The 25780-nt window shown below is 65.5% G+C and carries 24 protein-coding genes; 13 read left to right on the forward strand and 11 right to left on the reverse strand.

The window, feature by feature from the left end; all coding sequences use genetic code 11:
- Nucleotides 1-303 precede the first annotated feature (303 nt).
- Both PMN64_RS31605 and PMN64_RS31610 read left to right on the forward strand, forming a co-directional pair.
- Complete coding sequence (locus PMN64_RS31605; protein ID WP_411783514.1) at nt 304-1959, forward strand: OFA family MFS transporter; 1656 nt, start codon at nt 304-306, stop codon at nt 1957-1959.
- Nucleotides 1960-2112: 153 nt separating this feature from the next.
- Nucleotides 2113-2361, forward strand: coding sequence for a hypothetical protein (locus PMN64_RS31610; RefSeq protein WP_028332712.1), 249 nt, complete (start codon nt 2113-2115; stop codon nt 2359-2361).
- Between the two features lie 81 nt (nt 2362-2442).
- Here the strand turns inward: PMN64_RS31610 and lon are convergent, their stop codons facing one another.
- Nucleotides 2443-4821: an endopeptidase La gene (gene lon, locus PMN64_RS31615; RefSeq protein WP_411783515.1), complete on the reverse strand. Its 2379-nt coding sequence runs from the start codon at nt 4819-4821 to the stop codon at nt 2443-2445.
- Nucleotides 4822-4832: 11 nt separating this feature from the next.
- Nucleotides 4833-5240, reverse strand: a complete 408-nt coding sequence (locus PMN64_RS31620; protein WP_411783516.1) for an Hsp20/alpha crystallin family protein — start codon at nt 5238-5240, stop codon at nt 4833-4835.
- A 264-nt stretch (nt 5241-5504) separates the two neighbouring features.
- Here PMN64_RS31620 and PMN64_RS31625 point away from each other — a divergent pair, with 264 nt between their 5' ends.
- Entirely contained in the window at nt 5505-5780 is a 276-nt protein-coding gene (locus PMN64_RS31625) for a hypothetical protein (RefSeq protein ID WP_028342460.1), read from the forward strand.
- A gap of 1 nt (nt 5781) precedes the next feature.
- Nucleotides 5782-5946, forward strand: a complete 165-nt coding sequence (locus PMN64_RS31630; RefSeq protein WP_411783517.1) for a hypothetical protein — start codon at nt 5782-5784, stop codon at nt 5944-5946.
- 246 nt (nt 5947-6192) lie between these two features.
- Here PMN64_RS31630 and PMN64_RS31635 read toward each other — a convergent pair whose 3' ends face one another.
- The 6 genes from PMN64_RS31635 to PMN64_RS31660 all read right to left on the reverse strand — a co-directional run bounded on the left by PMN64_RS31635 (nt 6193) and on the right by PMN64_RS31660 (nt 10594).
- Nucleotides 6193-6954 (reverse strand): slipin family protein, encoded by a 762-nt coding sequence (locus tag PMN64_RS31635; protein ID WP_028332707.1) that lies wholly within the window; start codon nt 6952-6954, stop codon nt 6193-6195.
- Nucleotides 6951-8360 carry an NfeD family protein gene (locus PMN64_RS31640; protein ID WP_411783518.1) on the reverse strand — a complete coding sequence of 470 codons (1410 nt, stop codon included), beginning with the start codon at nt 8358-8360 and terminating at the stop codon, nt 6951-6953. The genes PMN64_RS31635 and PMN64_RS31640 overlap by 4 nt, the downstream gene beginning before the upstream one ends.
- A 114-nt stretch (nt 8361-8474) precedes the next feature.
- The gene (gene dapA, locus PMN64_RS31645) at nt 8475-9404 is read right to left on the reverse strand and encodes a 4-hydroxy-tetrahydrodipicolinate synthase (RefSeq protein ID WP_411783519.1); all 930 of its coding nucleotides are present in this window, start codon (nt 9402-9404) and stop codon (nt 8475-8477) included.
- Between the two features lie 7 nt (nt 9405-9411).
- Nucleotides 9412-9666 (reverse strand): hypothetical protein, encoded by a 255-nt coding sequence (locus tag PMN64_RS31650; RefSeq protein ID WP_069278093.1) that lies wholly within the window; start codon nt 9664-9666, stop codon nt 9412-9414.
- Between the two features lie 174 nt (nt 9667-9840).
- The gene (locus PMN64_RS31655; protein ID WP_411783520.1) at nt 9841-10116 is read right to left on the reverse strand and encodes a hypothetical protein; all 276 of its coding nucleotides are present in this window, start codon (nt 10114-10116) and stop codon (nt 9841-9843) included.
- A 13-nt stretch (nt 10117-10129) separates the two neighbouring features.
- Complete coding sequence (locus PMN64_RS31660) at nt 10130-10594, reverse strand: hypothetical protein (RefSeq protein ID WP_411783521.1); 465 nt, start codon at nt 10592-10594, stop codon at nt 10130-10132.
- A 503-nt stretch (nt 10595-11097) separates the two neighbouring features.
- Here PMN64_RS31660 and PMN64_RS31665 point away from each other — a divergent pair.
- The 7 genes from PMN64_RS31665 to PMN64_RS31695 all read left to right on the forward strand — a co-directional run bounded on the left by PMN64_RS31665 (nt 11098) and on the right by PMN64_RS31695 (nt 19591).
- Entirely contained in the window at nt 11098-11187 is a 90-nt protein-coding gene (locus tag PMN64_RS31665) for a K(+)-transporting ATPase subunit F (RefSeq protein WP_016846764.1), read from the forward strand.
- 119 nt (nt 11188-11306) lie between these two features.
- Nucleotides 11307-13010, forward strand: coding sequence for a potassium-transporting ATPase subunit KdpA (gene kdpA, locus PMN64_RS31670; RefSeq protein WP_411783522.1), 1704 nt, complete (start codon nt 11307-11309; stop codon nt 13008-13010).
- A 23-nt stretch (nt 13011-13033) separates the two neighbouring features.
- A complete protein-coding gene (gene kdpB / locus PMN64_RS31675) occupies nt 13034-15145 on the forward strand; it encodes a potassium-transporting ATPase subunit KdpB (protein WP_411783523.1) in 2112 nt (703 codons plus the stop codon).
- A gap of 12 nt (nt 15146-15157) precedes the next feature.
- Nucleotides 15158-15763, forward strand: coding sequence for a K(+)-transporting ATPase subunit C (locus tag PMN64_RS31680; protein WP_411783524.1), 606 nt, complete (start codon nt 15158-15160; stop codon nt 15761-15763).
- Nucleotides 15764-15802: 39 nt separating this feature from the next.
- Nucleotides 15803-18514: a DUF4118 domain-containing protein gene (locus PMN64_RS31685; protein ID WP_411783525.1), complete on the forward strand. Its 2712-nt coding sequence runs from the start codon at nt 15803-15805 to the stop codon at nt 18512-18514.
- Nucleotides 18511-19200, forward strand: coding sequence for a response regulator (locus PMN64_RS31690; RefSeq protein WP_028342451.1), 690 nt, complete (start codon nt 18511-18513; stop codon nt 19198-19200). Before PMN64_RS31685 ends, PMN64_RS31690 begins: the two co-directional genes overlap by 4 nt.
- Before the next feature lie 148 nt (nt 19201-19348).
- Complete coding sequence (locus tag PMN64_RS31695; protein ID WP_018273106.1) at nt 19349-19591, forward strand: DUF6496 domain-containing protein; 243 nt, start codon at nt 19349-19351, stop codon at nt 19589-19591.
- A gap of 112 nt (nt 19592-19703) precedes the next feature.
- Here the strand turns inward: PMN64_RS31695 and PMN64_RS31700 are convergent, their stop codons facing one another.
- On the reverse strand, nt 19704-20591 hold the full coding sequence (locus tag PMN64_RS31700; RefSeq protein WP_411783526.1) for a Ku protein: 888 nt from the start codon (nt 20589-20591) through the stop codon (nt 19704-19706).
- Nucleotides 20592-20707: 116 nt separating this feature from the next.
- On the opposite strand from PMN64_RS31700, the gene ligD reads away from it, so the two are divergent.
- Entirely contained in the window at nt 20708-23350 is a 2643-nt protein-coding gene (ligD, locus tag PMN64_RS31705) for a DNA ligase D (RefSeq protein ID WP_411783527.1), read from the forward strand.
- Nucleotides 23351-23429: 79 nt separating this feature from the next.
- On the opposite strand, the gene PMN64_RS31710 is transcribed toward ligD, so the two are convergent.
- Complete coding sequence (locus PMN64_RS31710) at nt 23430-23594, reverse strand: DUF3309 family protein (RefSeq protein WP_076823921.1); 165 nt, start codon at nt 23592-23594, stop codon at nt 23430-23432.
- Nucleotides 23595-23762: 168 nt separating this feature from the next.
- Here PMN64_RS31710 and PMN64_RS31715 point away from each other — a divergent pair, with 168 nt between their 5' ends.
- Nucleotides 23763-24071, forward strand: coding sequence for a polyhydroxyalkanoic acid system family protein (locus PMN64_RS31715; protein ID WP_411783528.1), 309 nt, complete (start codon nt 23763-23765; stop codon nt 24069-24071).
- Between the two features lie 112 nt (nt 24072-24183).
- Here the strand turns inward: PMN64_RS31715 and treY are convergent.
- A partial coding sequence (gene treY / locus PMN64_RS31720) for a malto-oligosyltrehalose synthase (RefSeq protein ID WP_411783529.1) occupies nt 24184-25780 on the reverse strand: 1597 nt, incomplete at its 5' end.

The raw sequence follows: 25780 nt of genomic DNA on the forward strand, positions 1-25780 counted from the left end.
TGCCTATCGACACCTATTTTCCATTCTGCGCGAATTGATAATGTCCGCCGGGTTGTGGTGATGGAGGTGTGCTCGAGTGTGGGCGCATCGACGGACAACGACTGGGCCTGTGTCCAGATCACGGGCTGCACGGCGGGGCATATCCGGTCGTATTGGGGGTTGGCATTTCCGGAATGTGCGTGGTTGGTCCCGGCGCATTGAGGAAATGTGCGGCGCAGCCGGCTGACGCTGGCCGCAATGGGCTGAGACGGGATCGAAGACGCAGATGCGCCTGTCGTAATGGCGGCTGCAGGGGAGGTGTCAATGACCACAGTGAGCAGCGCCGGACGCGTATCCGCGTCAGGTGCAGGTTTCCTCGACAAGGAACATACAATCGCGACCGCCGGCTTCAACCGCTGGCTGGTGCCGCCGGCCGCGCTCTGCATCCATCTGTGCATCGGCATGGCCTACGGCTTCTCGGTGTTCTGGCTGCCGCTGTCGCGCGCGATCGGCCTGACCGCGCCGAAGGCGTGCCCCGACATCTCGCTGGTGCAGGAGCTGTTCACCACCACCTGCGACTGGAAAGTCGCGAGCCTGGGGTGGATGTACACGCTGTTCTTCGTGCTGCTCGGCGTCTCCGCCGCGATCTGGGGCGGCTGGCTTGAGAAGGTCGGCCCGCGCAAGGCGGGCTTCGTCGCAGCGCTGTGCTGGGCCGGCGGTCTCGTGATCGGCGCGCTCGGCGTCTACACGCACCAGCTCTGGCTGATGTGGCTCGGCTCCGGCGTGATCGGCGGCGTCGGCCTCGGTCTCGGCTACATCTCGCCGGTGTCGACGCTGGTGAAATGGTTCCCCGACCGGCGCGGCATGGCGACCGGCATGGCGATCATGGGCTTCGGCGGCGGCGCGATGATCGGCGCCCCGCTCGCCGACAGGCTGATGAACTACTTCAAGACCCCGACCTCGGTCGGCGTCTGGGAGACCTTCCTCGCCATGGGCGCGATCTACTTCGTGTTCATGATGATCGGCGCGTTCCGCTATCGCATTCCGCCGGCCGGCTGGCAGCCCGAGGGCTGGACGCCGCCGACGAAGGCCAACGCGATGATCTCGAGCAAGCACGTCCATCTCGACAACGCGCACAAGACGCCGCAATTCTGGCTGATCTGGTGGGTGCTCTGCCTGAACGTGTCGGCGGGCATCGGCGTGATCGGCATGGCCTCGCCGATGCTGCAGGAGATCTTCGCGGGCAAGCTGATCGGCCTGCCCAATGTCGGCTTCAACCAGCTCGATGCCGGACAGAAGGCGCAGATCGCGGCGATCGCGGCCGGCTTCGCCGGATTGCTGTCGCTGTTCAACATCGGCGGCCGCTTCTTCTGGGCGTCGCTGTCGGACAAGATCGGCCGCAAGAACACCTACTACACGTTCTTCATCCTCGGCATCGCGCTCTACGCGCTGGCGCCGACCTTCGCCGCGATGGGATCGAAGCTGTTGTTCGTGCTCGGCTTCGGCATCATCCTGTCGATGTATGGCGGCGGCTTCGCCACCGTGCCGGCCTATCTCGCTGACATGTTCGGCACCCAGTTCGTCGGCGCCATCCACGGCCGTCTGCTGACGGCATGGTCGACCGCGGGCATCATCGGGCCTGTCGTGGTGAACTACATCCGTGAGTTCCAGCTTGCCGCCGGCGTGCCGCGCGACCAGCTCTACAACACCACGATGTACATCCTGTGCGCCATGCTGATCGCGGGCCTGATCTGCAACTACCTGATCAAGCCGGTCGATCCGAAATGGCATATGAGCGACGCCGAGGTCGCCAAGCTGCAGGATGCGAGCGTTAGCGCCGCGGCGGCCGGACCGCACGGTTCCTACGGGATCGGGTTTGGCGGGCTCGACGCCAAGGCGGCGCTGTTCTGGCTGTTCGTCGGCATTCCGCTGGCGTGGGGCGTCTACATGACGCTGCTCAGCGCGGTCAAAATCCTCTGATCGCAGACCGGGCCGCGCGCGGGACATCTGGCATCCCGCGCGCGGCCTGCAGCGTTTTCGAGCGAAGTGGATGCCGGATCGCGTGAAGAAAACGCGTCAGACAAGAAGCTCTACGCCGTTCAATTCAACAGATAATCAAGGGACATTTCAGTCATGTTTCGTACCGCAAGCTGTCTTGTGGCCGCCCTGCTTCTCGCCGGCTCGCTGCACACCGCATCGGCCCAGACCACCGAGGCCAAGCCGTCGAAGGTCAAGCTCACCATGCAGAAGCTGAAGGACATGAAGGCGAAGTGGAAGGCCAACAAGCCCAAGCTGAAGGTCTGCCGCGCCGAGGTGAAGTCGAAAGGCCTGACCGGCGACGACCGCTGGTTCTACATCGAAGAATGCATGGGCAAGAGCTGAGCGGCACCGCTCCGCCATCTGCAACGCAAGAGGGCGTGACGGCGATCGCTGTCACGCCCTCTTGTTGCGTTTGAGATGCGATCACTCCGCGGCGGCGGGCGTCGTCTTGGCGGCCTCCAGCGCCGCTGCGATCGCCTCGTCGACCCGTTCGAGCCAGATGAACTCCAGCTTGGCGCGGGCGCCGGCGGGGATGTCGTCGAAGTCGCGCTTGTTGCGCGCCGGCAGCATCACCCGGGTCAGGCCGGCGGCCGCGGCCGCGACCACCTTCTCCTTGATGCCGCCGACCGGCAGCACGAGGCCGCGCAGCGAGATCTCGCCGGTCATCGCGGTGTCGCTGCGCACCGTGCGGTCGGTCAGCAGTGAGGTGAGGGCGGTGAACATCGCAACGCCCGCGCTCGGGCCGTCCTTCGGCGTCGCGCCGGCGGGAACGTGGACGTGGATGTCGCTCTTCTCGAACACGCCGGGATCGATGCCGAGCTGGGAGGCGCGGCTCTTCACCAGGGTCAGCGCGGCCTGCACGCTCTCGCGCATCACCTCGCCGAGCTGGCCGGTGAGGATCAGCGCGCCGCGGCCCGGGGTGCGCGACGCCTCGATGAACAGGATGTCGCCACCGACCGGGGTCCAGGCGAGGCCGGTGGCAACGCCGGGAATGCTGGTGCGCATCGCGATCTCGTTCTCGAACCTGGGCTGGCCGAGCAGCGATACGATGTCCTTCGGCGCGATCGTGACGTGGCTGGTGCTGCCTTCGGCGATCTGCACCGCGACGTTGCGCAGCACCTTGCCGATCTCGCGCTCCAGGTTGCGCACGCCGGCCTCGCGGGTGTAGCTGCGGATGATCAGCCGCAGCGCATCCGGATCGATCTCGACCTGCTCGGCCTTGATCCCGTTGGCCTCGAGCTGGCGGCGCACCAGATAGCGCTTGGCGATCTCGAGCTTCTCGTCCTCGGTGTAGCCCGCAAGGCTGATCAGCTCCATGCGGTCGAGCAGCGGCCCGGGCACGCCGTCGAGCATGTTGGCGGTGGCGATGAAGACGACGCGCGAGAGGTCGAACGGCACGCCGAGATAATTGTCGCGGAAGGTGCTGTTCTGCTCGGGGTCGAGCACTTCGAGCATCGCGGCCGACGGGTCGCCCTGGATGCCGCGGCCCATCTTGTCGATCTCGTCGAGCATCATCACGCAATTGCGCGCGCCGGCCTTCTTGATCGCCTGGATGATGTTGCCGGGCAGCGCGCCGATATAGGTGCGGCGATGGCCGCGGATCTCGGCCTCGTCATGCACGCCGCCAAGGCTGACACGAACGAACGGCCGCGACATCGCGCGCGCGATCGATTGGCCGAGCGAGGTCTTGCCGACGCCGGGCGGGCCGAGGAAGCACAGGATCGGCGCCTTGCCGCCGGGCGCGAGCTTGCGCACCGCGAGATATTCGATGATGCGGCTCTTGATCTTCTCGAGGCCATAATGGTCCTGGTCGAGGATCTTGCGCGCCTCCGCGATGTCGATCGGCTTCTCCTCCGGAAGGCTCCAGGGCAGGTCGATCAGCCAGTCGAGATAGCTGCGCACCATGCCGGACTCGGCCGCGGCCTCCGGCATCCGCTCGTAGCGGCGCAATTCCTTCTGCGCCTGGCTTTCGGCCTCCGGCGGCATCTTGGCATCTGCGATTGCCTTGGTCAGCTCGGCGACTTCCGCAGCCTTGCCGTCGCCTTCACCGAGCTGGCGCTGGATCGTCGCCATCTGCTCGCGCAGGATCGCCTCGCGCTGCCGTTCGTCGAACACGGCCTTGGTCTTCTGCCCGATCTCCTGGCTCAGCCTCAGCACCTCAATGCGCTCGGCGAGGTGACGCGACACCTTGTCCATCCGCGCCACGAGATCGATGGTTTCCAGGATGTCCTGCTTCTCCGACGGCTTGATGTCCATGTAGGACGTCGCAAGGTCGGCGAGGGTTGCCGGCGAGGTGGTGCCCTGCAGCGCAGCGATCAGCTCCTGCGGCACTTGCGGCAGCAATTGCGCGGCCTCCAGCGCCTGGCGCTGCAGATTGAGGAAGCGCGCCTCGATCTCGGGCGAGGTGGTGGTCGGCTCCGGGATCTGCAGCACGCGGGCCGCGAGGAACGGCGTGCCGGGCAGATAGTCGAGCACGCGCATGCGCTGCACGCCCTGGCAAACCAGGTGATGGGTGTCGTCGGCGCCGGTGATGTAGCGCACGATGTTGGCTGTTGTGCCGACGCGGTAAAGCCCGTCGGGGCCGGGATCGTTGGTCTCGGGATCGCGCTGCAGCAGGATGCCGATCGGCCGCTGCTCGCGTACCGCCTGCTGGGCCGCGGCAATCGACGTCGCGCGGGCGATCGTGATCGGAATGATGACATCCGGAAACAGCACGGTGTTGCGCACCGGGACGATGATCAGCGCGTCGCTCGGGATCGGCGTCGAAGTCGATGCTGGGCTTGAAACGTCTGAGGCAGCCATGTCGAAATCCTTTAGCTCGACTTTCCGAGCCGCAGGCCGACGCAACCATGCGCGGCAAAGCGGCTGATGGTGTAGCGGCCGGTCGGCAGCGCGATGCGGCGCTCGAACCGGCCCTGCGGCAGTTCGAGGCGCAGGATGCGGGCGTTGCGGAGTTCAGGGGGCAGGGTGCGGCGGCCGGAGATCACCAGCGTGTCGCCGTCGAGCGCGGCCTCGACCTCGTCGGGATCGACCCCCGGCAACGCGACCAGGATCAGGATTTCATCCTCGGTCTCGATCACGTCGGTCGGCGGTTCCCAGCTCGGCTCGGTGCTTCCCGCGCGCGGGTGCAAATTGAGGAAGCTCTGGTGCAACCGTTCGGCGCGGGCGAGCGCCTCGATCGCATCCGACAGCATCCAGTTGATCTGATCCTTGGGCCGCATGGGCACTCTCCACGTCGCATTGGGAGGCGAGGTTACCGGTCTTGCCGCCGACCGTAAACCGGCCCCTCGCGCGTCTGATCGGGGGTAAAATTGTCCGAAATGTCGCGATTTGCGGCATGACCGCGATGCACGGACCGCAGCCGGACGCTTATGCCGCGGCTATGTGACAGGGCTGCGGCTGCTCTCGAATTCCTACGGCCTTCCCAGCATCTTTTTGGCGTGATGCGGTGCGCTCGCGCGCGCCGCCAAACGGGAAGGTGGCACATGACCTTGCTCCATTACCACGATGCCCGGCCGCACGGTTCGGCCGGCGCCGTGCCCTTGATCCTGCGGCGGACGTTCCGGCGGATCGGCCTCGTCTTCAGGACTGTTCACCGCGCGATCGCCGCCGCCAAGATTCACCGGCTCCGCAATGAGCTGCTGCTGCATCGCGGCCACGAGGATTGGGCGCGGACCCATCTCAATGTCGGCATGCTCGGCGGCGACGCCGAGAGATATCCACGGGCGCCGGTCGTGCTCGGCGAGAAGTGGGATTACTGAGATGCGCGCAGTTTCGTTCATCGCTGCCCTGCCGCGCCGCGCCGCAGAAGGGCTGCTCGCATTCCTCGCCTGGATCGGCGAGGAGCCGATCAGCGACTACCGGCCCGAGGCGCATTACATGCGCGGTCCGGGACCTGCGTGGCGGGCCAAGCATCGCGGGAGTTAGAACGAGATGACTTTACTCGGAATCGGCGACCGGACTCCGCTTCACCTCGCCCCGCGTGCGGGGAGAGGTCGGAACGCATCGTTAGATGCGTTCCGGGTGAGGGGGAGCTGCCGCAAACGCAGCGATCACCGTGTAAGCGGAGACGGCCCCTCACCCCAACCCTCTCCCCGCAAGAGCGGGGAGAGGGAGCGCGGTGCCGTCGTAGTCGCTACACAGTCCAATCTCATCAAGCTTTAGCAAACCAGTTCACGTCGCTTCACGTCGCGGCGCCAGATGATCGAGCAGGTTCATCGGGAGCGGGAAGACCACGGTCGAGGAGCGCTCGCCGGCAATGTCGTGCAGCGCCGCGAAGTAGCGCAGCTGCATCGCCTGCGGCTCCTGGGCAAGAATCCTGCCGGCCTCGACCAGCTTCTCGGCGGCCTGCTGCTCGCCCATCGCGTTGATCACCTTGGCGCGCCGCAGCCGTTCCGCCTCGGCCTGCTTGGCGATCGCCCGCACCATCGTTTCGTTGAGATCGATATCCTTGATCTCGACCCCGGTGACCTTGATGCCCCAGACGTCGGTCTGCCTGTCGAGGGTCTCCTGGATGTCGGCGTTCAACTTGTCGCGCTCCGCCAGCATCTCGTCGAGCTCGTGCTTGCCGAGCACCGAGCGCAGCGTGGTCTGCGCAAGCTGGCTGGTCGCAGCCATGTAGTCGCTGACCTTGATGATGGCGCGCTCGGGATCGACGATGCGGAAGTAGAGCACGGCGTTGACCTTGACCGAGACGTTGTCGCGCGAAATCACGTCCTGCGGCGGCACCACCTGCACCACCACCCTGAGATCGACCTTCACCAGCTGCTGCACCACAGGAATCAGGATGATGAGCCCCGGGCCCTTCACCCCGGTGAAACGGCCGAGCGTGAAGATGACGCCGCGCTCGTATTCGCGCAGCACGCGCACGGCCTGGGTCAGGAATACGATGATCAGCAGCGCGATCGCCGCATAGGTAAAATAATCAAGCATCATGCTGTACCTCCTTCGCCGGGGGAGGCCGGCGCGCGCCGTACCACCAGCGTCAAATCGATGATGTTGGCGACCTCGACCGTGTCTCCCGCCGTGAACGTCTCGGTGCTGCGCGCTTGCCAGCGTTCACCGTTGGTGAAGACGTGACCCGTGGTCTCGGACCAGTCGAGCACTTCGGCCGATAGCCCGCGCATGGCTTGCGCACCGATCCGCACCGGGCCCTTGCGCGCGCGGCGGAGCGCGCCGAGCACGACGAGAATCAGCCCCGTGAACATCGCGGCGACGATGCCGATGACCGGCCATGACAGCCGGTATCCGGGCGCCTCGATCCGAAACAGCATGGCTGCTCCAAGCACGAAGGCGACTATTCCTCCGAGGCCGATCACGACGGTCGGGTTGAAGGCTTCGATTGCGAGCAGCGCGATCCCGACCAGCATCAGGGCGAAGCCGGCGTAGTTGATCGGCAGCATGTTGAGCGCGTAGAGACCGAGCAGCAGGCAGATCGTCCCGACAACCCCCGGCGCCACGGCACCGGGCGACATGAACTCGAAGATCAGGCCGTAGATGCCGACCATCAGGAGAATGAATGCGATATTGGGGTCGGTGATGACCGCAAGCGCGCGCGCGATCCAGGTGGGATCGATGGCCTCGATCGCGGCTTCCCTGGTCGCCAGGCGTTGCGTCTTGCCGCCGGGGAGCTCGATTGTCCGGCCATCGACCTGCCTGAGCAGGTCGGCCGGATCACGCGCGGTGAGATCGATGACGTTGGCCTGCAGCGCAGCGTTGGCGGAGAGGGTGGCGGCATCGCGTACCGCCTTCTCGGCCCAGTCGGCATTGCGGCCACGCAATTCGGCGAGGCTGCGGATGAAGGCAACGGCATCATTCGTCACCTTCGCCGTCATGGCGTCCTTGGTTTCGGACGGATGGCCGCCGTCCTTCTGGTCCTTGCCGCCCTTGTCCGGGGTGCTGCCCGGCAGCCCCGGTATCGGGCCGCCAATCTGCACCGGCGTCGCGGCGCCGATATTGGTGCCGGGCGCCATGGCCGCGAGATGGGTCGCATAGAGGATATAGGTCCCGGCGCTCGCGGCATGGGCCCCGGATGGCGCAACGTAGCCGACCACGGGAACGGGCGAGGCCAGTACGTCGGCGATGATCTCACGCATGCTGGTGCTGAGGCCGCCCGGCGTATTCAAACGCAGGATGACAATTTCGGCGCGACGCTCGGCGGCCTTGGCCAGGCCGTCCTTGACGTAGCTGGCCGCTGCCGGCCCGATTGCCCCGTCGATTGAAATGGTCAGGGCAAGATGGCTGTTGTCCGCGGCCGGACCGGGACGGATGGAGACAACCAGAGCGACCAGGACGGTCGCAACAACGAGGGCCGCCTTGAAGGTGGTGTGCACGGCAAGCACTCCCTTGCCGTGGATATGGGGCGCCGTTTCGGAACCTCAAGTTGGCGTCGTGTCACGGGCACCGCGTGCTGATCGCATTGTGCATTGCGATGGCTTATGTCGGGTCGGAAAATCTCAATGCGCGGCTGCGAGGTACTCGTCGGCAAGCTCAGCCATCGCTTGCGAGACCTCGGCCTTTGCCGACCCGTTCAATTGCACGATCGGCAGCCGCGTCGCCGGCTGCATGAATCCCAGAAGCGCCAGCGCGAACTTCAATGCGGCGGGATGCTCGCGCTCTAGCAAGGTCGCAAGCGGCACCAGCCGCTGGTGCAACTCCCGCGCCTGATACAACCGTCCCTCGCGGAAATGCCTGTGAACGGCCACATACAGATCGGGCGCGACGTTCGTCACGGCCGAGATGCAGCCATCGCCACCGGCGGCGAGCCAGGCCAGCGAGGCGGCGTCGTCGCCGGTCAGCATCCGGAATGTCGCCGGCAGCCGTGAGCGCAGGCGCGCCAGCCGGGCAACGTCACCACTGCCGTCGCGCAATCCCACGAAGCGCGGCGATGCGGCGAGCTCGAGCAGCGTCTCGTCGGCAAGGCCCCTCACCGTGCGCGACGGAATGTCGTGCAGGATGACGGGCAGTGTGGTGGCCGCGGCGACGGCGCGGAAATGCGCCGCCGTGCCCCGTGGCATCGGTTTGTTGTAATAGGGCACGACCGACATGACCGCGTCGGCACCGGCGGCTTCCGCGGACCGGGTGAATGTGACGGCGCGATCCGTCGCGTTCGATCCGGCGCCGGCGATGATGCGAACCCGCTTGCGCGCGACGCCTGCGGCGATGCGCACGAGCTGCGCGCGTTCCGCGGGCTCCAGCGTCGCGCTTTCACCGGCGGTCTCGCCGACCACCAGCGCGGTGGCGCCGGCTGCGATCTGGCGCTCGCACAGCCGGCCGAATGCGTCCGCGTCGATTTCGCCCCGACGGCTGAAGGGAGTCGGAAGATCGGGGATGAAGCCCGACAGCCATCCGGCCGTGTCGGCTTTCGCAGCCGTTTGCCAGGTCATGGGTGGCTCACGCCACGCGGCTTGCTGGGAGGCTCGCGGTCTCGCCGCGCATATCGAGCTCGATCTCACGCGACAGCTCGACGATCATTTCAGGATGCTGGCCGTTCTCGAACAGCGCGTATTTGACGGCCTGGGCGCGGTTGACGAACAGGCCGCCATAGAGGCCGTTCTGTTGCTGGGCGACCCACTGGCCGCGATGGTTGCGGCCAATGAAGACGATAGTGGACGCGGCGCTACACGAGGGAGGTTCGACGAGTTTCACGGTTGTAGTCCTTCTTTCGTTTCTGACGCGTTTTCCGAACGCGAACCGGTATCCGGTTCGCTCGAAAACGCTTCAGTCACAGTCACGCGATCAATGTCTGATTTGCCGGATATGAAATCGAGCGCGAAGGGCGGCCGACTTCATAGGAGCGGCATAGGATTTTCCGGGATGGATTCAGAGGCGCTGGACGATGCCGGTGCCGAGCGCACACAGCGCGACATAGGCGGTCATCTCGTCCCAGTGGTTGAGGTTTGCGGCAAACGGCATTTCGCGCTTGGCGATCCCTGCAAAGGCACAGATCACCGCCGACATCCACAGCAGCGTGACGAGGCCCTTGCCGAAGCCGGTACCGGCGAACACGGCAAAGCCGATCATGATGGCAAGCCGGAAGCCGAACCGAACCATGACCTGGACCGACTGCAGCTGCCGCGGCAGTTGTTTGGTGTCCACGCCGGCGCCGCCTTCAGCCGATATTGTCGACGAACAGCGGCTCGTACACCGCGCGCGTGTCGCGACGGACGGTCGGCACGCTGGTTCGGCTATCGGGTGTGGAGATCCGCTGTGCCTCGACGAAGGCGCTGAGGATCGCAAGCGCAAGATCGGCATGGCGGGTCTCGATCGACTGGTCGAGCCAGTCCGGCAGTTCGCGTTCGCGCGACAATGCGCAGTGCCACTCGCCCTCGTCATAGACCAGGCGGCGGATTTGCCATTGCGGCAGTTCCAGATCGAGCAGCGCGATCGCGGCGTCGGTCCAGGCGCCTGACTGGATCAGGCGCTCGACGCGGTGAGTCTTGCCGCTCTGTCCGACCGAGGGAAAGCGCCGGCAGGTCTGGCTGATGATGTCGGCCATGAATTCAGCCGTCACCGCATAAGCGTCGCGCACCCGTTCGCCGAGATCGATGGAGGTGTTTTGGGAAAGCACTGACATGGCGTCATCTCGTCTTGCGCGGCCCAAGGAAAGCCAAGCTCAAGGCATTGGCCGCAGGCTCAAAATGGCCGGAGTGCCATTTGAAAACGAGATGAGGCGAGGGGCGGAGATATAGGGATTCCATAAAGGCCAAGTTGTCGTCCTGGCGAAAGCCAGGACCCATTACCACCGAATCTGCTTGTGAGATCAGGTTGGGGCCCCAGCCATCGCAAAACTCGGACCTGTGGTTATGGGTCCTGGCTTTCGCCAGGACGACTGCGGAGAGCGCCTGCCGCCTTTATAGGATTCCTATAACGTCCTTATTCGCCACATCTCGAAAACCTATGCCCCGGATGGCACCTCACGGCCATCCGGCGCGGAGCGCTTATACGGTCGCCCCGCGCCCCCTCGGATGCATAGGAGTCTTTCATGATGGACATTCTCATGGCGGCGCTTGCGGTCGGCTTCTTCGCGGCCGGCATCGGCTACGCCTACGCCTGTGAACGGCTGTAACGGAGGCGGCGATGATCTTCGATTATTCGCTCGCCGGCCTCGTCTCGCTGGGCCTGCTGTTCTACCTCACTTACGCATTGCTGCGGCCCGAACGCTTCTAGGCGGCCCGCGATGTCAGCGCTTTGCACAATTCTGTTAGCCGACGCGATGCTGACCGGGCTGTTGCTCGGCTTGTTCGCGTCGATGCTGCGCTTCGCTCCCATTCGAAAGGTTTGACGCAATGACCGTCATCGGCTGGATTCAAATTATTCTGTTTTGCGCGATCGTTGCCGCGCTGGTCAAACCGCTCGGCTGGTACATGACCCGCGTGTTCAATGGCGAGCGCACCTTCCTGTCGCCCGTGCTGCGCCCGGTCGAGTGCGGCATCTACTGGGTCGGCGGCGTCGACGAGCGGCGCGAGCAGCACTGGCTGACCTACACGGTCGCCATGCTGCTGTTCCATGTCGGCGGTTTCGCCATCATCTACGGGTTGATGCGGCTGCAGGCAGTGCTGCCGTTCAATCCGGCCGGGCAGTCGGCGGTATCGGAGGATCTCTCCTTCAACACCGCGATCTCCTTCATCACCAACACCAATTGGCAGAACTACGGCGGCGAGAGCACGCTGTCCTATCTGGTCCAGATGGTCGGCCTGACCCACCAGAACTTCCTGTCGGCGGCGACCGGCATCGCGCTGGCGATGGCGCTGATCCGCGGCTTTACCCGCTCGTCGATGCGCACGGTCGGCAACTTCTGGGTCGACGTCACGCGCTGCACGCTCTACGTGCTGCTGCCGATCTGCGTTATCTACGCGCTGTTCCTGGTCTGGCAGGGCATGCCGCAGACGCTTCACGCCTATATCGATGCGACCACGCTGGAGGGCGGCAAGCAGACCATCGCGCTCGGTCCGGTGGCCTCGCAGGTCGCGATCAAGATGCTCGGCACCAATGGCGGCGGCTTCTTCAACGCCAACGCCGCGCATCCGTTCGAGAACTCGACCGCGCTGTCGAACCTCGTGCAGATGGTCTCGATCTTCGCGCTCGGTGCCGCGATGACCAACGTGTTCGGCCGCATGGTCGGCAACGAGCGCCAGGGCTGGGCGATCTTCGCCGTGATGGGCATCCTGTTCGTCGCCGGCGTCACCGTCACCTACTGGGCGGAAGCCAACGGCACCTCGGCGCTGCACGCGCTCGGCCTTTCGGGCGGCAACATGGAGGGCAAGGAGGTCCGCTTCGGCATCGTCGCGTCCTCGCTGTTCGCCGTCGTCACCACTGCGGCCTCCTGCGGTGCGGTCAACGCCATGCACGACAGCTTCACAGCGCTTGGCGGCATGATCCCGCTGATCAACATGCAGCTCGGCGAGGTCATCATCGGCGGCGTCGGCGCCGGCTTCTACGGCATGCTGCTGTTCGTCGTGCTGGCGATCTTCGTCGCTGGCCTGATGGTCGGCCGCACCCCGGAATATGTCGGCAAGAAGATCGAGGCGCGCGAGGTCAAGATGGCGATGCTCGCGATCCTGGTGCTGCCGCTGATGTATCTCGGCTGGACCGCGGTCAGCGTGGTGCTGCCGTCGGCGGTGGCCTCGATGGCGAACTCCGGCCCGCACGGCTTCACCGAGGTGCTGTACGCGTTCACCTCGGCGACCGGCAATAACGGCTCGGCCTTCGCGGGCCTCACCGGCAACACCCTGTTCTACAATCTGACGCTCGCCTCCGCGATGTTCGTCGGCCGCTTCTTCATGATCGTGCCGGCGATGGCGATCGCGGGTTCGCTGGTCGAGAAGAAGTCGATCCCGGCCTCGGCGGGGACTTTCCCGACCACCGGCGGCCTGTTCGTCGGCCTCGTCATCGGCGTGATCCTGATCATCGGCGGTCTCACCTTCTTCCCGGCGCTGGCGCTCGGGCCGATCGTCGAGCACCTCGCGATGAACGCCAACACCCTGTTCTGATCGAATTGTCCGGAGTGACAACCATGGAAACCACAAGACTGCAAAAGCAGGTGACGGCGTCGACCATGTTCGACCCGAAGATCCTGGTGCCGGCGATCCGCTCGGCCTTCGTCAAGCTCGATCCCCGCCTGATGGCGAAGAACCCTGTGATGTTCGTGGTCGAGGTCGTGGCCGCGTTGACCACGGTGATCTTCGTCCGCGACCTCGTCACCGGCAGCGCCAATCTCGGCTTCACCTTCCAGATCATCCTCTGGCTCTGGTTCACGGTGCTGTTCGCCAATTTCGCCGAGGCCGTCGCCGAGGGCCGCGGCAAGGCGCAGGCGGAATCGCTGAAGAAGACCCGCACCGAGAGCCAGGCCAAGCTGCTCACCGGTACCGACCGGACCTATCGCATGGTGCCCGGCACTTCGCTGAAGGTCGGCGACATCGTGCTGGTCGAGGCCGGCGACAACATCCCGTCCGACGGTGAGGTGATTGAAGGCGTGGCCTCGGTCAATGAAGCGGCGATCACGGGTGAATCCGCGCCTGTGATCCGCGAGTCCGGCGGCGATCGTTCCGCGGTCACCGGCGGCACCCAGGTGCTGTCGGACTGGATTCGCGTCCGCATCACCGCAGCGCAAGGCTCGACCTTCATCGACCGCATGATCAGGCTGGTGGAGGGCGCCGAGCGGCAGAAGACGCCGAACGAGATCGCGCTCAATATCCTGCTGGCTGGTCTCACCATCATCTTCGTGTTCGCCACGGTGACGATCCCGAGCTATGCGGCCTATGCCGGCGGCTCGATCTCGGTCGTGGTGCTGGTGGCGCTGTTCGTGACGCTGATCCCGACCACGATCGGCGCGCTATTGTCGGCGATCGGCATCGCCGGCATGGACCGCCTGGTGCGCTTCAACGTGCTGGCGATGTCCGGCCGCGCAGTCGAGGCCGCCGGCGACGTCGATACGCTGCTGCTGGACAAGACCGGCACCATCACGCTCGGCAACCGCCAGGCGACCGCATTCCGTCCGATTCGCGGCGTCTCCGAGCAGGACCTCGCCGACGCGGCGCAGCTTGCCTCGCTGGCCGACGAAACGCCGGAAGGCCGCTCGATCGTGGTGCTGGCCAAGGAGAAATACGGCATCCGCGGCCGCGACATGCATGAGCTGGCCGCGACCTTCGTGCCGTTCACCGCGCAGACCCGCATGAGCGGCATCGATGCCGGCACGTCGTCGGTCCGCAAGGGCGCGGTCGACGCGATCCTTTCCTATGTCGACGGCGGCTCGCCCCGCACCGTCGCCTCGGGCAACACCGTCCGCGCGCTCGCGGCGACGATGAGCGCCGAAGCGCGCGAGATCCAGTCGATTGCCGACGAGATCGCCAAGGCCGGCGGCACGCCGTTGGCCGTCGCCAAGGACGGCAAGCTGCTCGGCGTCGTGCACCTGAAGGACATCGTCAAGGGCGGCATCCGCGAGCGCTTTGCCGAACTGCGCCGGATGGGCATCCGCACCGTGATGATCACCGGCGACAACCCGATGACCGCGGCCGCGATCGCGGCCGAGGCCGGCGTCGACGACTTCCTGGCGCAGGCAACCCCCGAGGACAAGCTCAAGCTGATCCGCGACGAGCAGTCCAAGGGCAAGCTCGTCGCGATGTGCGGCGACGGCACCAATGACGCGCCGGCGCTGGCGCAGGCCGATGTCGGCGTCGCCATGAACACCGGCACGCAGGCTGCCCGCGAGGCCGGCAACATGGTCGACCTCGATTCCAATCCGACCAAGCTGATCGAGGTGGTGGAGATCGGCAAGCAGCTGCTGATGACCCGCGGCGCGCTGACCACGTTCTCGATCGCCAACGACGTCGCGAAGTACTTTGCGATCATCCCGGCGATGTTCCTCGCCTTCTATCCGCAGCTCCACGTGCTGAACGTCATGCACCTGGCAAGCCCGCAGAGCGCGATCCTGTCGGCGATCATCTTCAACGCGCTGATCATCATCGCGCTGATCCCGCTGGCGCTGAAGGGCGTCAAGTATCGCGCGGTCGGTGCCGGCGCGCTGCTCGGCCGCAATCTGATGATCTACGGCTTGGGCGGCATCATCATCCCGTTCATCGGCATCAAGGCGATCGATCTCGTCGTCGCCGCTTTGGGCCTGGCTTAAGGAGCCGCAATCATGATGAGAGAAATCCGCCCCGCCATCCTCGTGCTGGTCCTGCTGACAGCAATCACGGGCCTTGCCTATCCGCTCGCCATCACCGGGATTGCCGGCGTCATCTTTCCGCGGCAGGCGCAAGGCAGCCTGATCGAGCAGGACGGCAAGGTGATCGGCTCCGCCCTGATCGGGCAGGAGTTCAAGGAAGATAAATACTTCCATGGCCGGCCGTCGGCGACGGTCGCGCCCGATCCGAACGACTCCACGAAGACCGTCCCGGCGCCCTATAACGCGGCCAATTCCGGCGGCTCCAACCTCGGTCCGACCAGCAAGGCGCTGAACGACCGGGTCAAGGAGGATGTCGAGAAGCTGAAGGCGGAGAATCCGTCGGCCGGCGTGCCGGTCGATCTCGTGACCACGTCGGGCAGTGGGCTCGATCCGGATATCTCGCCGGACGCTGCGCTGTTCCAGGTGCCGCGGGTCGCCAAGGCGCGCAGCATGTCCGAGGACGCGGTGCGCGAGCTGGTGACGCAGAACACGCAGGGCCGCTTCGCCGGCGTGATCGGCGAGCCCCGCGTTAACGTTCTTGCGCTCAATCTGGCGCTCGACGCGGCAAACGCAAAATAGGGGAGTAGGCTGTCTCTCGCAGGATGACTATATTGCGGTATGGCCAATCAGCGCGACCCTGACAAACGACCCTCGCCGGATGCGCTGCTGGAGGCGGCGCGCCGGGAGACCGATCGATCGGGACGGCTGAAGATCTTCATCGGCGCCGCCCCCGGCGTCGGCAAGACCTACGAGATGCTCTCGAGCGCCCACGCCCGCCTCAAGGCGGGCGTCGACGTCGTGGTCGGTGTCGTCGAAACCCACGGTCGGATCGAGACCGAGGCGCTGCTCAGGGGTCTCGAGGTGCTGCCGCGCAAGCGGCTGGCCTATCGCGACCAGACGCTCGAGGAGATGGACCTCGACGCATTAATCGCGCGGCGGCCGCAGCTGGCGCTGGTCGACGAGCTCGCCCATACCAACGCACCGGGTAGCCGGCATCCCAAGCGCTACCTCGACGTCGAGGAACTGCTGTCGCACGGCATCGACGTCTACACCGCGATCAACATCCAGCACATCGAGAGCCTCAACGACGTCGTCGCGCAGATCACCCATGTGCGGGTGCGCGAGACGGTGCCGGACTCGGTGGTCGATCGCGCCGATGCGATCGAGCTGATCGACCTGACGCCCGACGATCTGATCCAGCGGCTGAAGGAGGGCAAGGTCTATGTGCCGAGACAAGCCGAGCGGGCGCTGGAACACTATTTCTCGCCGGGCAATCTGACCGCGCTGCGCGAGCTGGCGCTGCGCCGCACCGCCGAGCGGGTCGACGAGCAGCTGCTCAACCACATGCAGGCCAATGCGATTGCCGGACCCTGGGCCGCGGGCGAACGCATCCTGGTGTGCCTCAGCGAGGATCCGCGCGCGGCCGGCCTCGTGCGCTACACCAAGCGCCTCGCCGACCGGCTGCATGCGCAATGGACCGCGGTCAGCATCGAGACGCGGCGCAGCCTGCAACTTTCCGACGAGCAGCGCGACCGGCTGGCCGACACCATGCGGCTCGCGGAATCGCTCGGCGGCGAGGCGCTGACGCTTCCCGGCGTCGGCCGCCGCATTGCCGACGACGTCATCAATTTCGCGCAGGCCAACAACGTCACCCAGATCATCATCGGCAAGTCGACGCGCTCGCGCTGGTTCGAGCTGACGCATGGATCCGTGGTGCACGATCTGGTGCGCCGCGCCGGCAATATCAGCGTCAACGTGATCGCCGGCGACGAGCTGCCGGTCGGCAAGGCGGCGGTGCAGACCGCGCAGCGGCAGGAGCCGTTCAATCCGCGGCCCTATCTGATGGCGCTGCTGCTGGCGGCGCTCGGGCTCGGCGCGGCCAAGCTGATCCAGCCGTTCTTCGGCATCGAGAATGTGGACCTCGTCTTCCTCACCGCCGTGGTCGGCGCCGCGGCGCGCTACGGCCTCGGGCCGTCGCTGCTGGCGAGCGTCGCGGCCTCGCTGTGCTACAACTTCTTCTTCCTGCCGCCGGTCTATACCTTCACCATCACCGACCCGACCAATGTCGCGGCGTTCTTCTTCTTCATGCTGATCGCGCTTCTGGTCTCCAACGTTGCGGCGCGGGTGCGTACCCAGGCCGACACCGCGATCAGCCGCGTCCGCACCACCGAATCGCTCTACGCCTTCAGCCGCAAGCTCGCCGGCACCGCGACACTGGACGACGTGCTGTGGGCGACCGCCTACCAGATCGCGCTGATGCTCAAGGTGCGCGTGGTGCTGCTGCTGCCGGAGGATGGGATGCTGACCGTCAAGAGCGGCTATCCGCCGGAGGATCAGCTCGATCAGGCCGATCTTGCCGCCGCCAACTGGGCCTGGGGCAACGATCGCCCGGCCGGCCGCGGCTCGGATACGCTGCCGGGGGGAAAACGGCTGTTCCTGCCGATGCGCACCGGCCGCGGCCCGATCGGGGTGATCGGCATCGATGATGACCGCACCGGGCCCTTGCTGACGCCGGACCAGCGCCGGCTGCTCGATGCGCTGGTCGACCAGGGCGCGCTGGCGATCGAGCGCGTGCTGCTGGTCGAGGACATGGACCGCGTCAAGCGCACGGTGGAATCCGACCGGCTGCGCGGCGCGCTCCTGACCTCGATCTCGCACGATCTCAAGACCCCGCTGGCCTCGGTGCTCGGCTCGGCCTCGGCGCTGCGCGATCTCGGCGCCAACCTGAGCGATGCGCAGAAGCACGATCTGCTCGCCACCGTGATCGACGAGTCCGAGCGGTTGAATCGGTTTATCGCCAATCTGCTCGACATGACCAAGCTGGAATCCGGCGCGATCGTACCGAACACGGCGCGGCATGACGTCGGCGAGATCGTCGGCAGCGCGCTGCGCCGGGCGAGCAAGATCCTGGTGCATCACCGGGTGTCGCTGGATCTCGCGGCCGACCTTCCGATGCTGGAGCTCGACGCCGTGCTGTTCGAGCAGGTGCTGTTCAACCTGCTCGACAATGCCGCCAAATACGCCCCATCGGACACCACGATCTCGATCCGCGGCGCCCGCGACCGCGACACGATCGCGCTGCAGATCCTCGATGAAGGCAACGGGATTTCCGCGGCCGAGCTCGAAAGCGTGTTCGACAAATTCTATCGCGCCGAGAAGGGCGACCATGTCCGCCCCGGCACCGGCCTCGGACTTGCGATCTCGCGCGGCTTCGTCGAGGCGATGCGCGGCACGATCGCGGCGGCCAACCGCGCCGACCGCAGCGGCGCCGTCATCACCATCCGCCTGCCGATCCCCGCCGACACCAACGCGCTGGACACTGCTGCATGAACGCCACGCCGATCAAGGTCCTGGTCATCGACGACGAGCCGCCGATCCGCAAGCTGCTGCGGATGGGGCTGAGCACGCAGGGCTACGACATTCTCGAGGCATCCAACGGCAAGCTGGCGCTGGAGATGCTGGCCGAGGGGCCGGCGCTGATCATCCTCGACCTCGGATTGCCCGACATCCAGGGCCACGATCTCTTGCGCATGATCCGCGGCCGCAACGAGAGCGTGCCGATCGTGGTGCTGTCGAGCCGCGGCGACGAGGCCGGCAAGGTGCAGGCGCTCGACCTCGGCGCGGACGATTATCTGACCAAGCCGTTCGGCATGGACGAACTGCTGGCGCGGCTGCGCGCGGCGCTGCGCCACCAGTTGCAGGTGCAGGGCGAGCGGCCGGTGTTCCGCTCCGGCGATCTTTCGGTCGACCTGGTGCGCCGGATCGTCAAGGTCGGCGACAGGGAGATCAAGCTGTCGCCGAAGGAATACGACCTGTTGCGCGTGCTGGTGCAGCATGCCGGCAAGGTGCTGACCCACCGCTTCCTCTTGAAGGAATTGTGGGACGAGCTGACCGACGCGCAATATCTGCGGGTCTATGTGCGCCAGCTACGCCAGAAGATCGAGGCCGACCCGGAGCGTCCGCAATTCGTGCTGACCGAGACCGGCATCGGCTATCGGCTGCGCGCGGCGGACTAACATGTAGCCCGGATGAGCGAAGCGATATCCGGGGCATCTCCCGCATGTCGCTGCGCTCATGCGGGCTACGTTGGTGCCGTCGCCCGACGACACCAAACGGAACTTTCGCTGCCATCGAGGCTTGTTTTCCCTCACCGGGAGAGAACCCATGGCAAGGAAATATTCGCGGAAGGCATCACGCGATGTCGAGCGCGCGATGAAGAAACGCAAGGCCGGCACGCTGCGCAGCGGCCGCTCCAAGAAGAAGGTGAAGAGCCGCAAGCAGGCGATCGCGATCGGGCTATCCGAGGCGCGTGCCAAGGGGCGGAAGGTGCCGAAGAAGGCGTCCAAGAAGAAGACGGCGAAGAAGCGCAAGACTGCCAAGAAGCGGAAGAGCTCGAAGAAGAAGTAGCGGACGAGTTGCATCCATCCGTCATTGCGAGGAGCGTAGCGACGAAGCAATCCATCCCTCCGCGTATGTGGAGAGATGGATTGCTTCGCTGCGCTCGCAAGGACGAGAGATCTCACCCCGCCTTCCGTCGCCGCGCGCTTGACCGGTGCGTCTTCTTGGCGGCGCGGCGATGTGCGGTCGGGCGGCGCGCGGTGGAGCGCGAGCGCCTTGCGCCGCTCTTGCCGCCCTTGAGGCTCTGCTGCAGCGCGTCCATCAGGCTCACGACGTTGCTTGGCTTCTGCTCGCGCTCGGCGGTCTTGATCGGCTTGCCGGCCGCCTTGCGGCGGACCAGGGCCTTCAGCGCGGTCTCATACTCGTCCTTGAATTTCGACGGATCGAAATGCGCGGCCTTGCTGTCGAGGATATGGCCGGCGAGCTCGATCATGTCCTTCGTGACCTTCGGGCTCTTGATGTCGTCGAAATAATCGTCGGCATCGCGCAGCTCGTAGGGGTAGCGCAAGGTGGTGCCGAGCATGCCCTTGTCGAGCGGCTCGATCGCGATCACATGCTCGCGGTTGGTCAGCACGATCCGCGCCAGCGCGACGCGGTCCTGATCCTTCATGGCGTCGCGGATCACCGCGAACGCGTCGACGCCGGCCTTGCCGTCGGGCCTGATATAATAGGGGTGGTCGAGATAGCGCTTGTCGATCTCGCCCTCGGGCACGAAGCTGTCGATGTCGATGGTATGGTTGCTCTCGATCTGGACCGCCTCGAGTTCGTCCTTCTCGATCTCGACATATTTGCCCTTGCTGACCTCATAGCCGCGGCCCTTCTGATCGCCCTCGACAACGTCGCCGGTCTCGGTATCGACCATCTGCTGCTTCAGCCGGTTGCCGGTCTCCCGGTTGATCATGTGGAAGCGGGTCTTCTCGACCGCGGTCGAGGCCGGGTAGAGCGCCACCGGGCATGACACCAGCGAGAGCTTGAGCGTGCCTTTCCAGTAGGCGCGGGGAGCGGCCATGATCGCCTCCAAACAGCTTGAGTTTGGAACTTGAACGGATACCGTGGGTTTTGGTTCCTGATGGCCGCACGGAGGCGGCGGCCGTCGTTTGCGCCGAGGGTTTGCCGAGGTTTGTTGTGTCGCTGAGAAACCTGTCCACCTATCGCAAGAAGCGCGATTTCGAGAAGACCAGCGAACCGTCGGGCGACGTCAAGGTCGCACCTAGCAAGCAGCGGCGCTTCGTCATCCAGAAGCACGACGCGACGCGGCTGCATTACGATCTGAGGCTCGAATTCGACGGCGTCTTCAAGTCCTGGGCGGTGACGCGCGGGCCGTCGCTCGATCCGCATGACAAGCGGCTGGCGGTCGAGGTCGAGGATCATCCGCTCGACTATGGTGATTTCGAAGGCACCATTCCCGAAGGCCAGTATGGCGGCGGCACGGTGCAGCTGTGGGATCGCGGGACCTGGGAATCGGATGATCCCGAGCGCGGCTTCAGGAAGGGCGACCTGAAGTTCACGCTCGAGGGCGACAAGCTGCACGGCAGCTGGGTGCTGGTGCGGATGAAGGGCGACCGCTTCGGCGGCAAGCGCACCAACTGGCTCCTGATCAAGCACCGCGACGAATATGCCGTTGACGGCAACGGCGAGGAGATCCTCGACGAGGATCGTTCGGTCGCTTCCGGACGCTCGATGGCGCAGATCGCGGCCGGCAAGGGCCGGGCGCCGAAGCCGTTCATGCTGGCCAAGGGCAATGGCAAGGCCAAAGCTGACGCGGTCTGGCAGTCCAACCACGGCATGGCTGCGGACGCGCGCGCCAGGACCAAGGCCCCAGCGCCCAAGGAACGGCTGAAAGTGACGCGGCAGGCGAAACCGAAGCAGGCATCGGAGATGCCTGATTTCGTCGCGCCGCAGCTCTGCGCCGCGGTCGAGTCTCCACCAAATGGCACGGGCTGGTGCCACGAGATCAAGTTCGACGGCTACCGCGTGCAGTTGCGCGTCGAAGACGGCGAGGCCGTGCTGAAGACGCGCAAGGGGCTCGACTGGTCTGGCAAGTTCGGCGCGATCGTGAAGGAGGCGGAGAAGCTGCCCGACGCGCTGATCGATGGCGAGATCGTCGCGCTCGACAAGAACGGCACGCCGCATTTTTCGACGCTGCAGGCCGCGCTCTCCGACGGCAAGACGGATCGGCTGATCTTCTACGCGTTCGACCTGCTGTTCGCCGGCACCGAGGACCTGCGCCCGCTGCCGCTCGCCGAGCGCAAGACGAGGCTGAAGCAATTGCTCGCGGCGCGCAAGGGCAAGAACCCTCTGATCCGCTATGTCGAACATTTCGAGCAGCGCGGCGAGGCGGTGCTGGAATCCGCGCGCAAGCTCGGCCTCGAAGGTATCGTCTCCAAGCGGCTCGACGGTGCCTACCGTTCCGGCCGCTCCGACGACTGGACCAAGGCAAAAATCCGCGCCGGCCACGAAGTGGTGCTCGGCGGCTGGAAGACCACCAATGGCAAATTCCGCTCGCTGATGGCGGGCGTTTATCGCGGCGATCATCTGGCGTTTGTCGGCATCGTCGGCACCGGCTTCGGCCAGGACACGGTCCGCCGCATCATGCCGGCGCTCAAGGCGGCGGAGGCGGACGTGAGCCCGTTCGGCGGCAAGGACGCGCCGAAGAAGACCCGCGACGTGCACTGGCTGAAGCCGGAGCTGGTCGCCGAGATCGAGTTCGCCGGCTGGACCGACGCCGGCAATATCCGCCAGGCCGCCTTCAAGGGCCTGCGCCAGGACAAGCCGGCGCACGAGGTCGAGGCCGAGCGGCCGGTTGTAACCAAAGTGGTGAAGCCGATGGCCAAGGGCGTGGCGAAGAAGGGCGCCGGGAGAGCGTCCAGCGAGGTGATGGGTGTCGTCATCTCGCACCCGGACAAGGCGCTGTGGCCTGATGCGGGCGATGGCGAGCCCGTGACCAAGCTCGACCTCGCCAACTATTTCGAGGCGGTCGGCGAATGGATGATCTCCTATCTCAAAGGCCGGCCGTGCTCGATCGTGCGTGCGCCCGACGGCATCAAGGGCGAGACCTTCTTCCAGCGTCATGCGATGGCCGGCACATCAAAACTCCTCAAGCTTGCGAAGGTCTCGGGCGACCGCAAACCCTATTTGCAGATCGACCAGGTTGAGGGCCTGGCGGCGGTCGCGCAGGCCGGCGGCCTCGAACTGCATCCCTGGAATTGCGCGCCCGATGCCTATGACACGCCGGGCCGGCTGGTGTTCGATCTCGATCCCGCGCCCGATGTCGCATTCGCCGACGTGATCGATGCCGCCAAGGACATGCGGCAACGGCTGACCGCGGTCGGTCTCGAAAGCTTCTGCAAGACCACCGGCGGCAAGGGGCTGCACGTCGTCACACCGCTGCTCGCAGGCAGCAGGGACAAGGTGACGTGGAAGGAGGCCAAGGCGTTCGCGCAGGCGGTCTGCCAATGGATGGCGCAGGACGATCCCGAGCGCTATCTGATCAACATGTCCAAGGCCAAGCGCACGGGAAGGATATTCCTCGACTATTTGCGCAACGACAGGATGTCGACGGCGGTCGCGGTGTTGTCGCCGCGGGCGCGTCCGGGGGCGACGGTTTCGATGCCGCTGACCTGGCCGCAGCTGCGCGGTGATCTCGATCCGAAGAAATTCACGCTACGCGCCGTGCCGGCCTTGCTCGCGAAGACGAAGGCCTGGGATGGCTACGAGGACGCAGCGTCGTCGATCAAATCGGCGATGAAGAAGCTTACGACGCAGTAAGCGCCGTCCAACGAAGCATCACCCGCTTTCGCGGGTGATGCTGGTCGTCGATATCGGCAGGACGCAACGCCACCAAGGGCTACAGTCGTCCCATCAGGAGCAGGATCAGCAGGATCACGACGACCAGGCCGAGCCCGCCGCCGCCGTAATAGCCGGTGCCGTAAAACGGTCCGCCGCCGATGCCGCTGAAGCCGCCAAGCAGCGCAATGACCAGAATGATGAGAATGATCGTTCCAATTGACATCTAGCGTCTCCTCAGCCCCGCGGGCTCGTCTCGTTTCTGCCCTTCGGGAAGGAAAACAACCCGTAACTGTGAAGGTTCCGGAGTTGGCGGCGCGATAAAACTGTGCGGTTCTTCCGTTTGCCTTGGAACAGAACTACATCAACGAAATCCACGGAGGAGTGCATCGCAATGTCGGCGCCGCTGATCGTTTCGATACCCCATAGCCTCGGCCGCGACGAGGCGATGCGCCGCTTGAAAACGGGCCTGTCGCGCGCGACGGCGAACCTGCCGGTCATAAGCGTCGACGAGGAGCGCTGGGACGACAACCGGATGAGCTTTCGCGTCCGGGCGCTGGGGCAGGTCGCGGCCGGGCATGTCGATGTCGAGGATACCCATGTGCGGGTCGAGGTGACGCTGCCGTGGCTGCTGCAAAGGTTCGCCGAGGTCGCACAGGTAGCGATCCAGAAGCGCGGGAAATTGCTGCTGACCAAGCGCTGACGCATCAAACTAGAGCGTTTTCGAGCGAAGTGGACACCGGTTCGCGTGAAGAAAACGCGACAAAACAAGAATCTAGAGCTTCGGTTCTGATTCAATCAGAACCGAAAATGCTCTAGGCGTGCGAGCGCGCTCGTTTTGAGGTTGGTTTCGACGCCGTTGCGGCCTTGGCCTTTAGCACCGCGACCGGAAGATCGGCGAACAGCGCCGGGAGCTGAATCCTGGTTGCTCCGTCCGGGAGTGCATATCCAGCCGCGTCGATTTCACCCTCAAAAGCTTCGGGGCGCGGCCAGCTGCGCCCGCCTTGCGTGAACGGGGCGAATGATTTTGCCACCGCAACGATGGCCGCCTCGCGGCCATGGCGCCGCGCGAAGGCAATGACGTGATCGCGGTGTGGGCCGCTGACCGCGAGCGGCACGTAGTCGCCGCTGGTGAACACATCGGCCATCTCGTTGCGGAGCCGGAGCAGATGCCGCGTCCATGCGAATTTGAGACGACCGTCGCGCCAGTCTAGCGCCAGCGCATCCCAATCCGGCGTCTCCAGTGTGGCGAGCATTCCTGCCCGTTCGGTAAAGTCGACCGGACGGCGGTTGTCCGGATCGACCAGCGAAAGATCCCAGCCTTCGGTGCCCTGGTAGAAATCCGGCACGCCCGGCATGGTTGCCTTCAGCGTGATCTGGCTGAGCGAATTCAGCGCGCCGATCAGCGCCGTGCGTTGCGCCAGCGTCCCCAGCGCATCGAGGAATTCGGGTGAGGTCTTGCGATCGAGGATTCGCTCGATAAAGGCTTTCACGCCGGCCTCGTAAGGCTGGTGCGGATTGAGCCAACTGGTTTCCTGCTTGCCCTCGCGCGCCGCCTTCAGCGCGTAGGCCTGGATGCGGGCGGCGAGCGAGGCGTCATCGGGATCCCAGGCGCCGAGCAGGGCCTGATACAGCATGTATTCGAACGTCGCCGATGGCGCGCGCATCTCGCCGTCGAGCACGAGATGCGGCGCATTCAGCACCTTCCAGCGCGCCACCGCGCTGGTCCATTCGCCGGGGATTTCCGCAAGCGCCATGATGCGGGCGCGGGCGTCCTCGCCGCGCTTGGTGTCGTGGGTCGCGGTCGCCGTCATGCCGTGCGGCCATTCGCGGGCGCGGGCCTGCATCATGGCGTGGAAGGCCTCGGGTGCGATCGCGCCCGCCGCCGGATCGCCGCCAACCTCGTTGAGCGCCAGCAGCCGGTGATAGCGATAGAAGGCGGTATCCTCCAGTGACTTCGCCATCATCGGCCCGGTGAATTGCTGCACCTTCAGCGCGAAGCGCCGGACCCGCGGCGCGCCATGCGGCGGCCGGCCGGGCTGCAAAAGGTCCATGGTCAAGGCGTCGCGCAGGAAATCGAAGATGCCTTCGTCGGCGGCGAACCAGTCGGCGCGGGCGCGCTCGATGGTCTCGCGGATCAGTGCGCGGTCATGCGCGGCTGGTCCCGAGGCGGTGAGATAGGTGCGATAGACCGGAAAGTGCAGCACATAGAGCTCGAGCGCCTGCCGCAGACTGTCGCCGGAGAAGTCGCGGGTCGAGTAGTGTCCGCTGGCAATGCGCGCGAGCAGCCGCGCCAGCACGGTGAATTCGCTGGTGAGCAGCGTCTCCAGCACGCGCTGCTTGGCCTCGCGCAACACCGGCGTCAGGTTCGGCGACTGGTTGCTGATCTGTCGCCAGATCTCGTTGAGCGGA

The organism is Bradyrhizobium sp. UFLA01-814, assembly GCF_046718885.1.
In the GTDB taxonomy this organism is placed as follows: Bacteria; Pseudomonadota; Alphaproteobacteria; order Rhizobiales; family Xanthobacteraceae; genus Bradyrhizobium; species Bradyrhizobium elkanii.

What these genes read in the sequence shown, in the direction of transcription:
- PMN64_RS31605 (WP_411783514.1), top strand. Translation starts at nt 304, where the DNA reads ATGACCACAGTGAGCAGCGCCGGACGCGTATCCGCGTCAGGTGCAGGT.
- PMN64_RS31610 (WP_028332712.1), top strand. Translation starts at nt 2,113, where the DNA reads ATGTTTCGTACCGCAAGCTGTCTTGTGGCCGCCCTGCTTCTCGCCGGC.
- lon (WP_411783515.1), bottom strand. Translation starts at nt 4,821, where the DNA reads ATGGCTGCCTCAGACGTTTCAAGCCCAGCATCGACTTCGACGCCGATC.
- PMN64_RS31620 (WP_411783516.1), bottom strand. Translation starts at nt 5,240, where the DNA reads ATGCGGCCCAAGGATCAGATCAACTGGATGCTGTCGGATGCGATCGAG.
- PMN64_RS31625 (WP_028342460.1), top strand. Translation starts at nt 5,505, where the DNA reads ATGACCTTGCTCCATTACCACGATGCCCGGCCGCACGGTTCGGCCGGC.
- PMN64_RS31630 (WP_411783517.1), top strand. Translation starts at nt 5,782, where the DNA reads ATGCGCGCAGTTTCGTTCATCGCTGCCCTGCCGCGCCGCGCCGCAGAA.
- PMN64_RS31635 (WP_028332707.1), bottom strand. Translation starts at nt 6,954, where the DNA reads ATGATGCTTGATTATTTTACCTATGCGGCGATCGCGCTGCTGATCATC.
- dapA (WP_411783519.1), bottom strand. Translation starts at nt 9,404, where the DNA reads ATGACCTGGCAAACGGCTGCGAAAGCCGACACGGCCGGATGGCTGTCG.
- PMN64_RS31660 (WP_411783521.1), bottom strand. Translation starts at nt 10,594, where the DNA reads ATGTCAGTGCTTTCCCAAAACACCTCCATCGATCTCGGCGAACGGGTG.
- PMN64_RS31665 (WP_016846764.1), top strand. Translation starts at nt 11,098, where the DNA reads ATGATCTTCGATTATTCGCTCGCCGGCCTCGTCTCGCTGGGCCTGCTG.
- kdpA (WP_411783522.1), top strand. Translation starts at nt 11,307, where the DNA reads ATGACCGTCATCGGCTGGATTCAAATTATTCTGTTTTGCGCGATCGTT.
- kdpB (WP_411783523.1), top strand. Translation starts at nt 13,034, where the DNA reads ATGGAAACCACAAGACTGCAAAAGCAGGTGACGGCGTCGACCATGTTC.
- PMN64_RS31680 (WP_411783524.1), top strand. Translation starts at nt 15,158, where the DNA reads ATGATGAGAGAAATCCGCCCCGCCATCCTCGTGCTGGTCCTGCTGACA.
- PMN64_RS31685 (WP_411783525.1), top strand. Translation starts at nt 15,803, where the DNA reads ATGGCCAATCAGCGCGACCCTGACAAACGACCCTCGCCGGATGCGCTG.
- PMN64_RS31690 (WP_028342451.1), top strand. Translation starts at nt 18,511, where the DNA reads ATGAACGCCACGCCGATCAAGGTCCTGGTCATCGACGACGAGCCGCCG.
- PMN64_RS31695 (WP_018273106.1), top strand. Translation starts at nt 19,349, where the DNA reads ATGGCAAGGAAATATTCGCGGAAGGCATCACGCGATGTCGAGCGCGCG.
- PMN64_RS31700 (WP_411783526.1), bottom strand. Translation starts at nt 20,591, where the DNA reads ATGGCCGCTCCCCGCGCCTACTGGAAAGGCACGCTCAAGCTCTCGCTG.
- PMN64_RS31710 (WP_076823921.1), bottom strand. Translation starts at nt 23,594, where the DNA reads ATGTCAATTGGAACGATCATTCTCATCATTCTGGTCATTGCGCTGCTT.
- PMN64_RS31715 (WP_411783528.1), top strand. Translation starts at nt 23,763, where the DNA reads ATGTCGGCGCCGCTGATCGTTTCGATACCCCATAGCCTCGGCCGCGAC.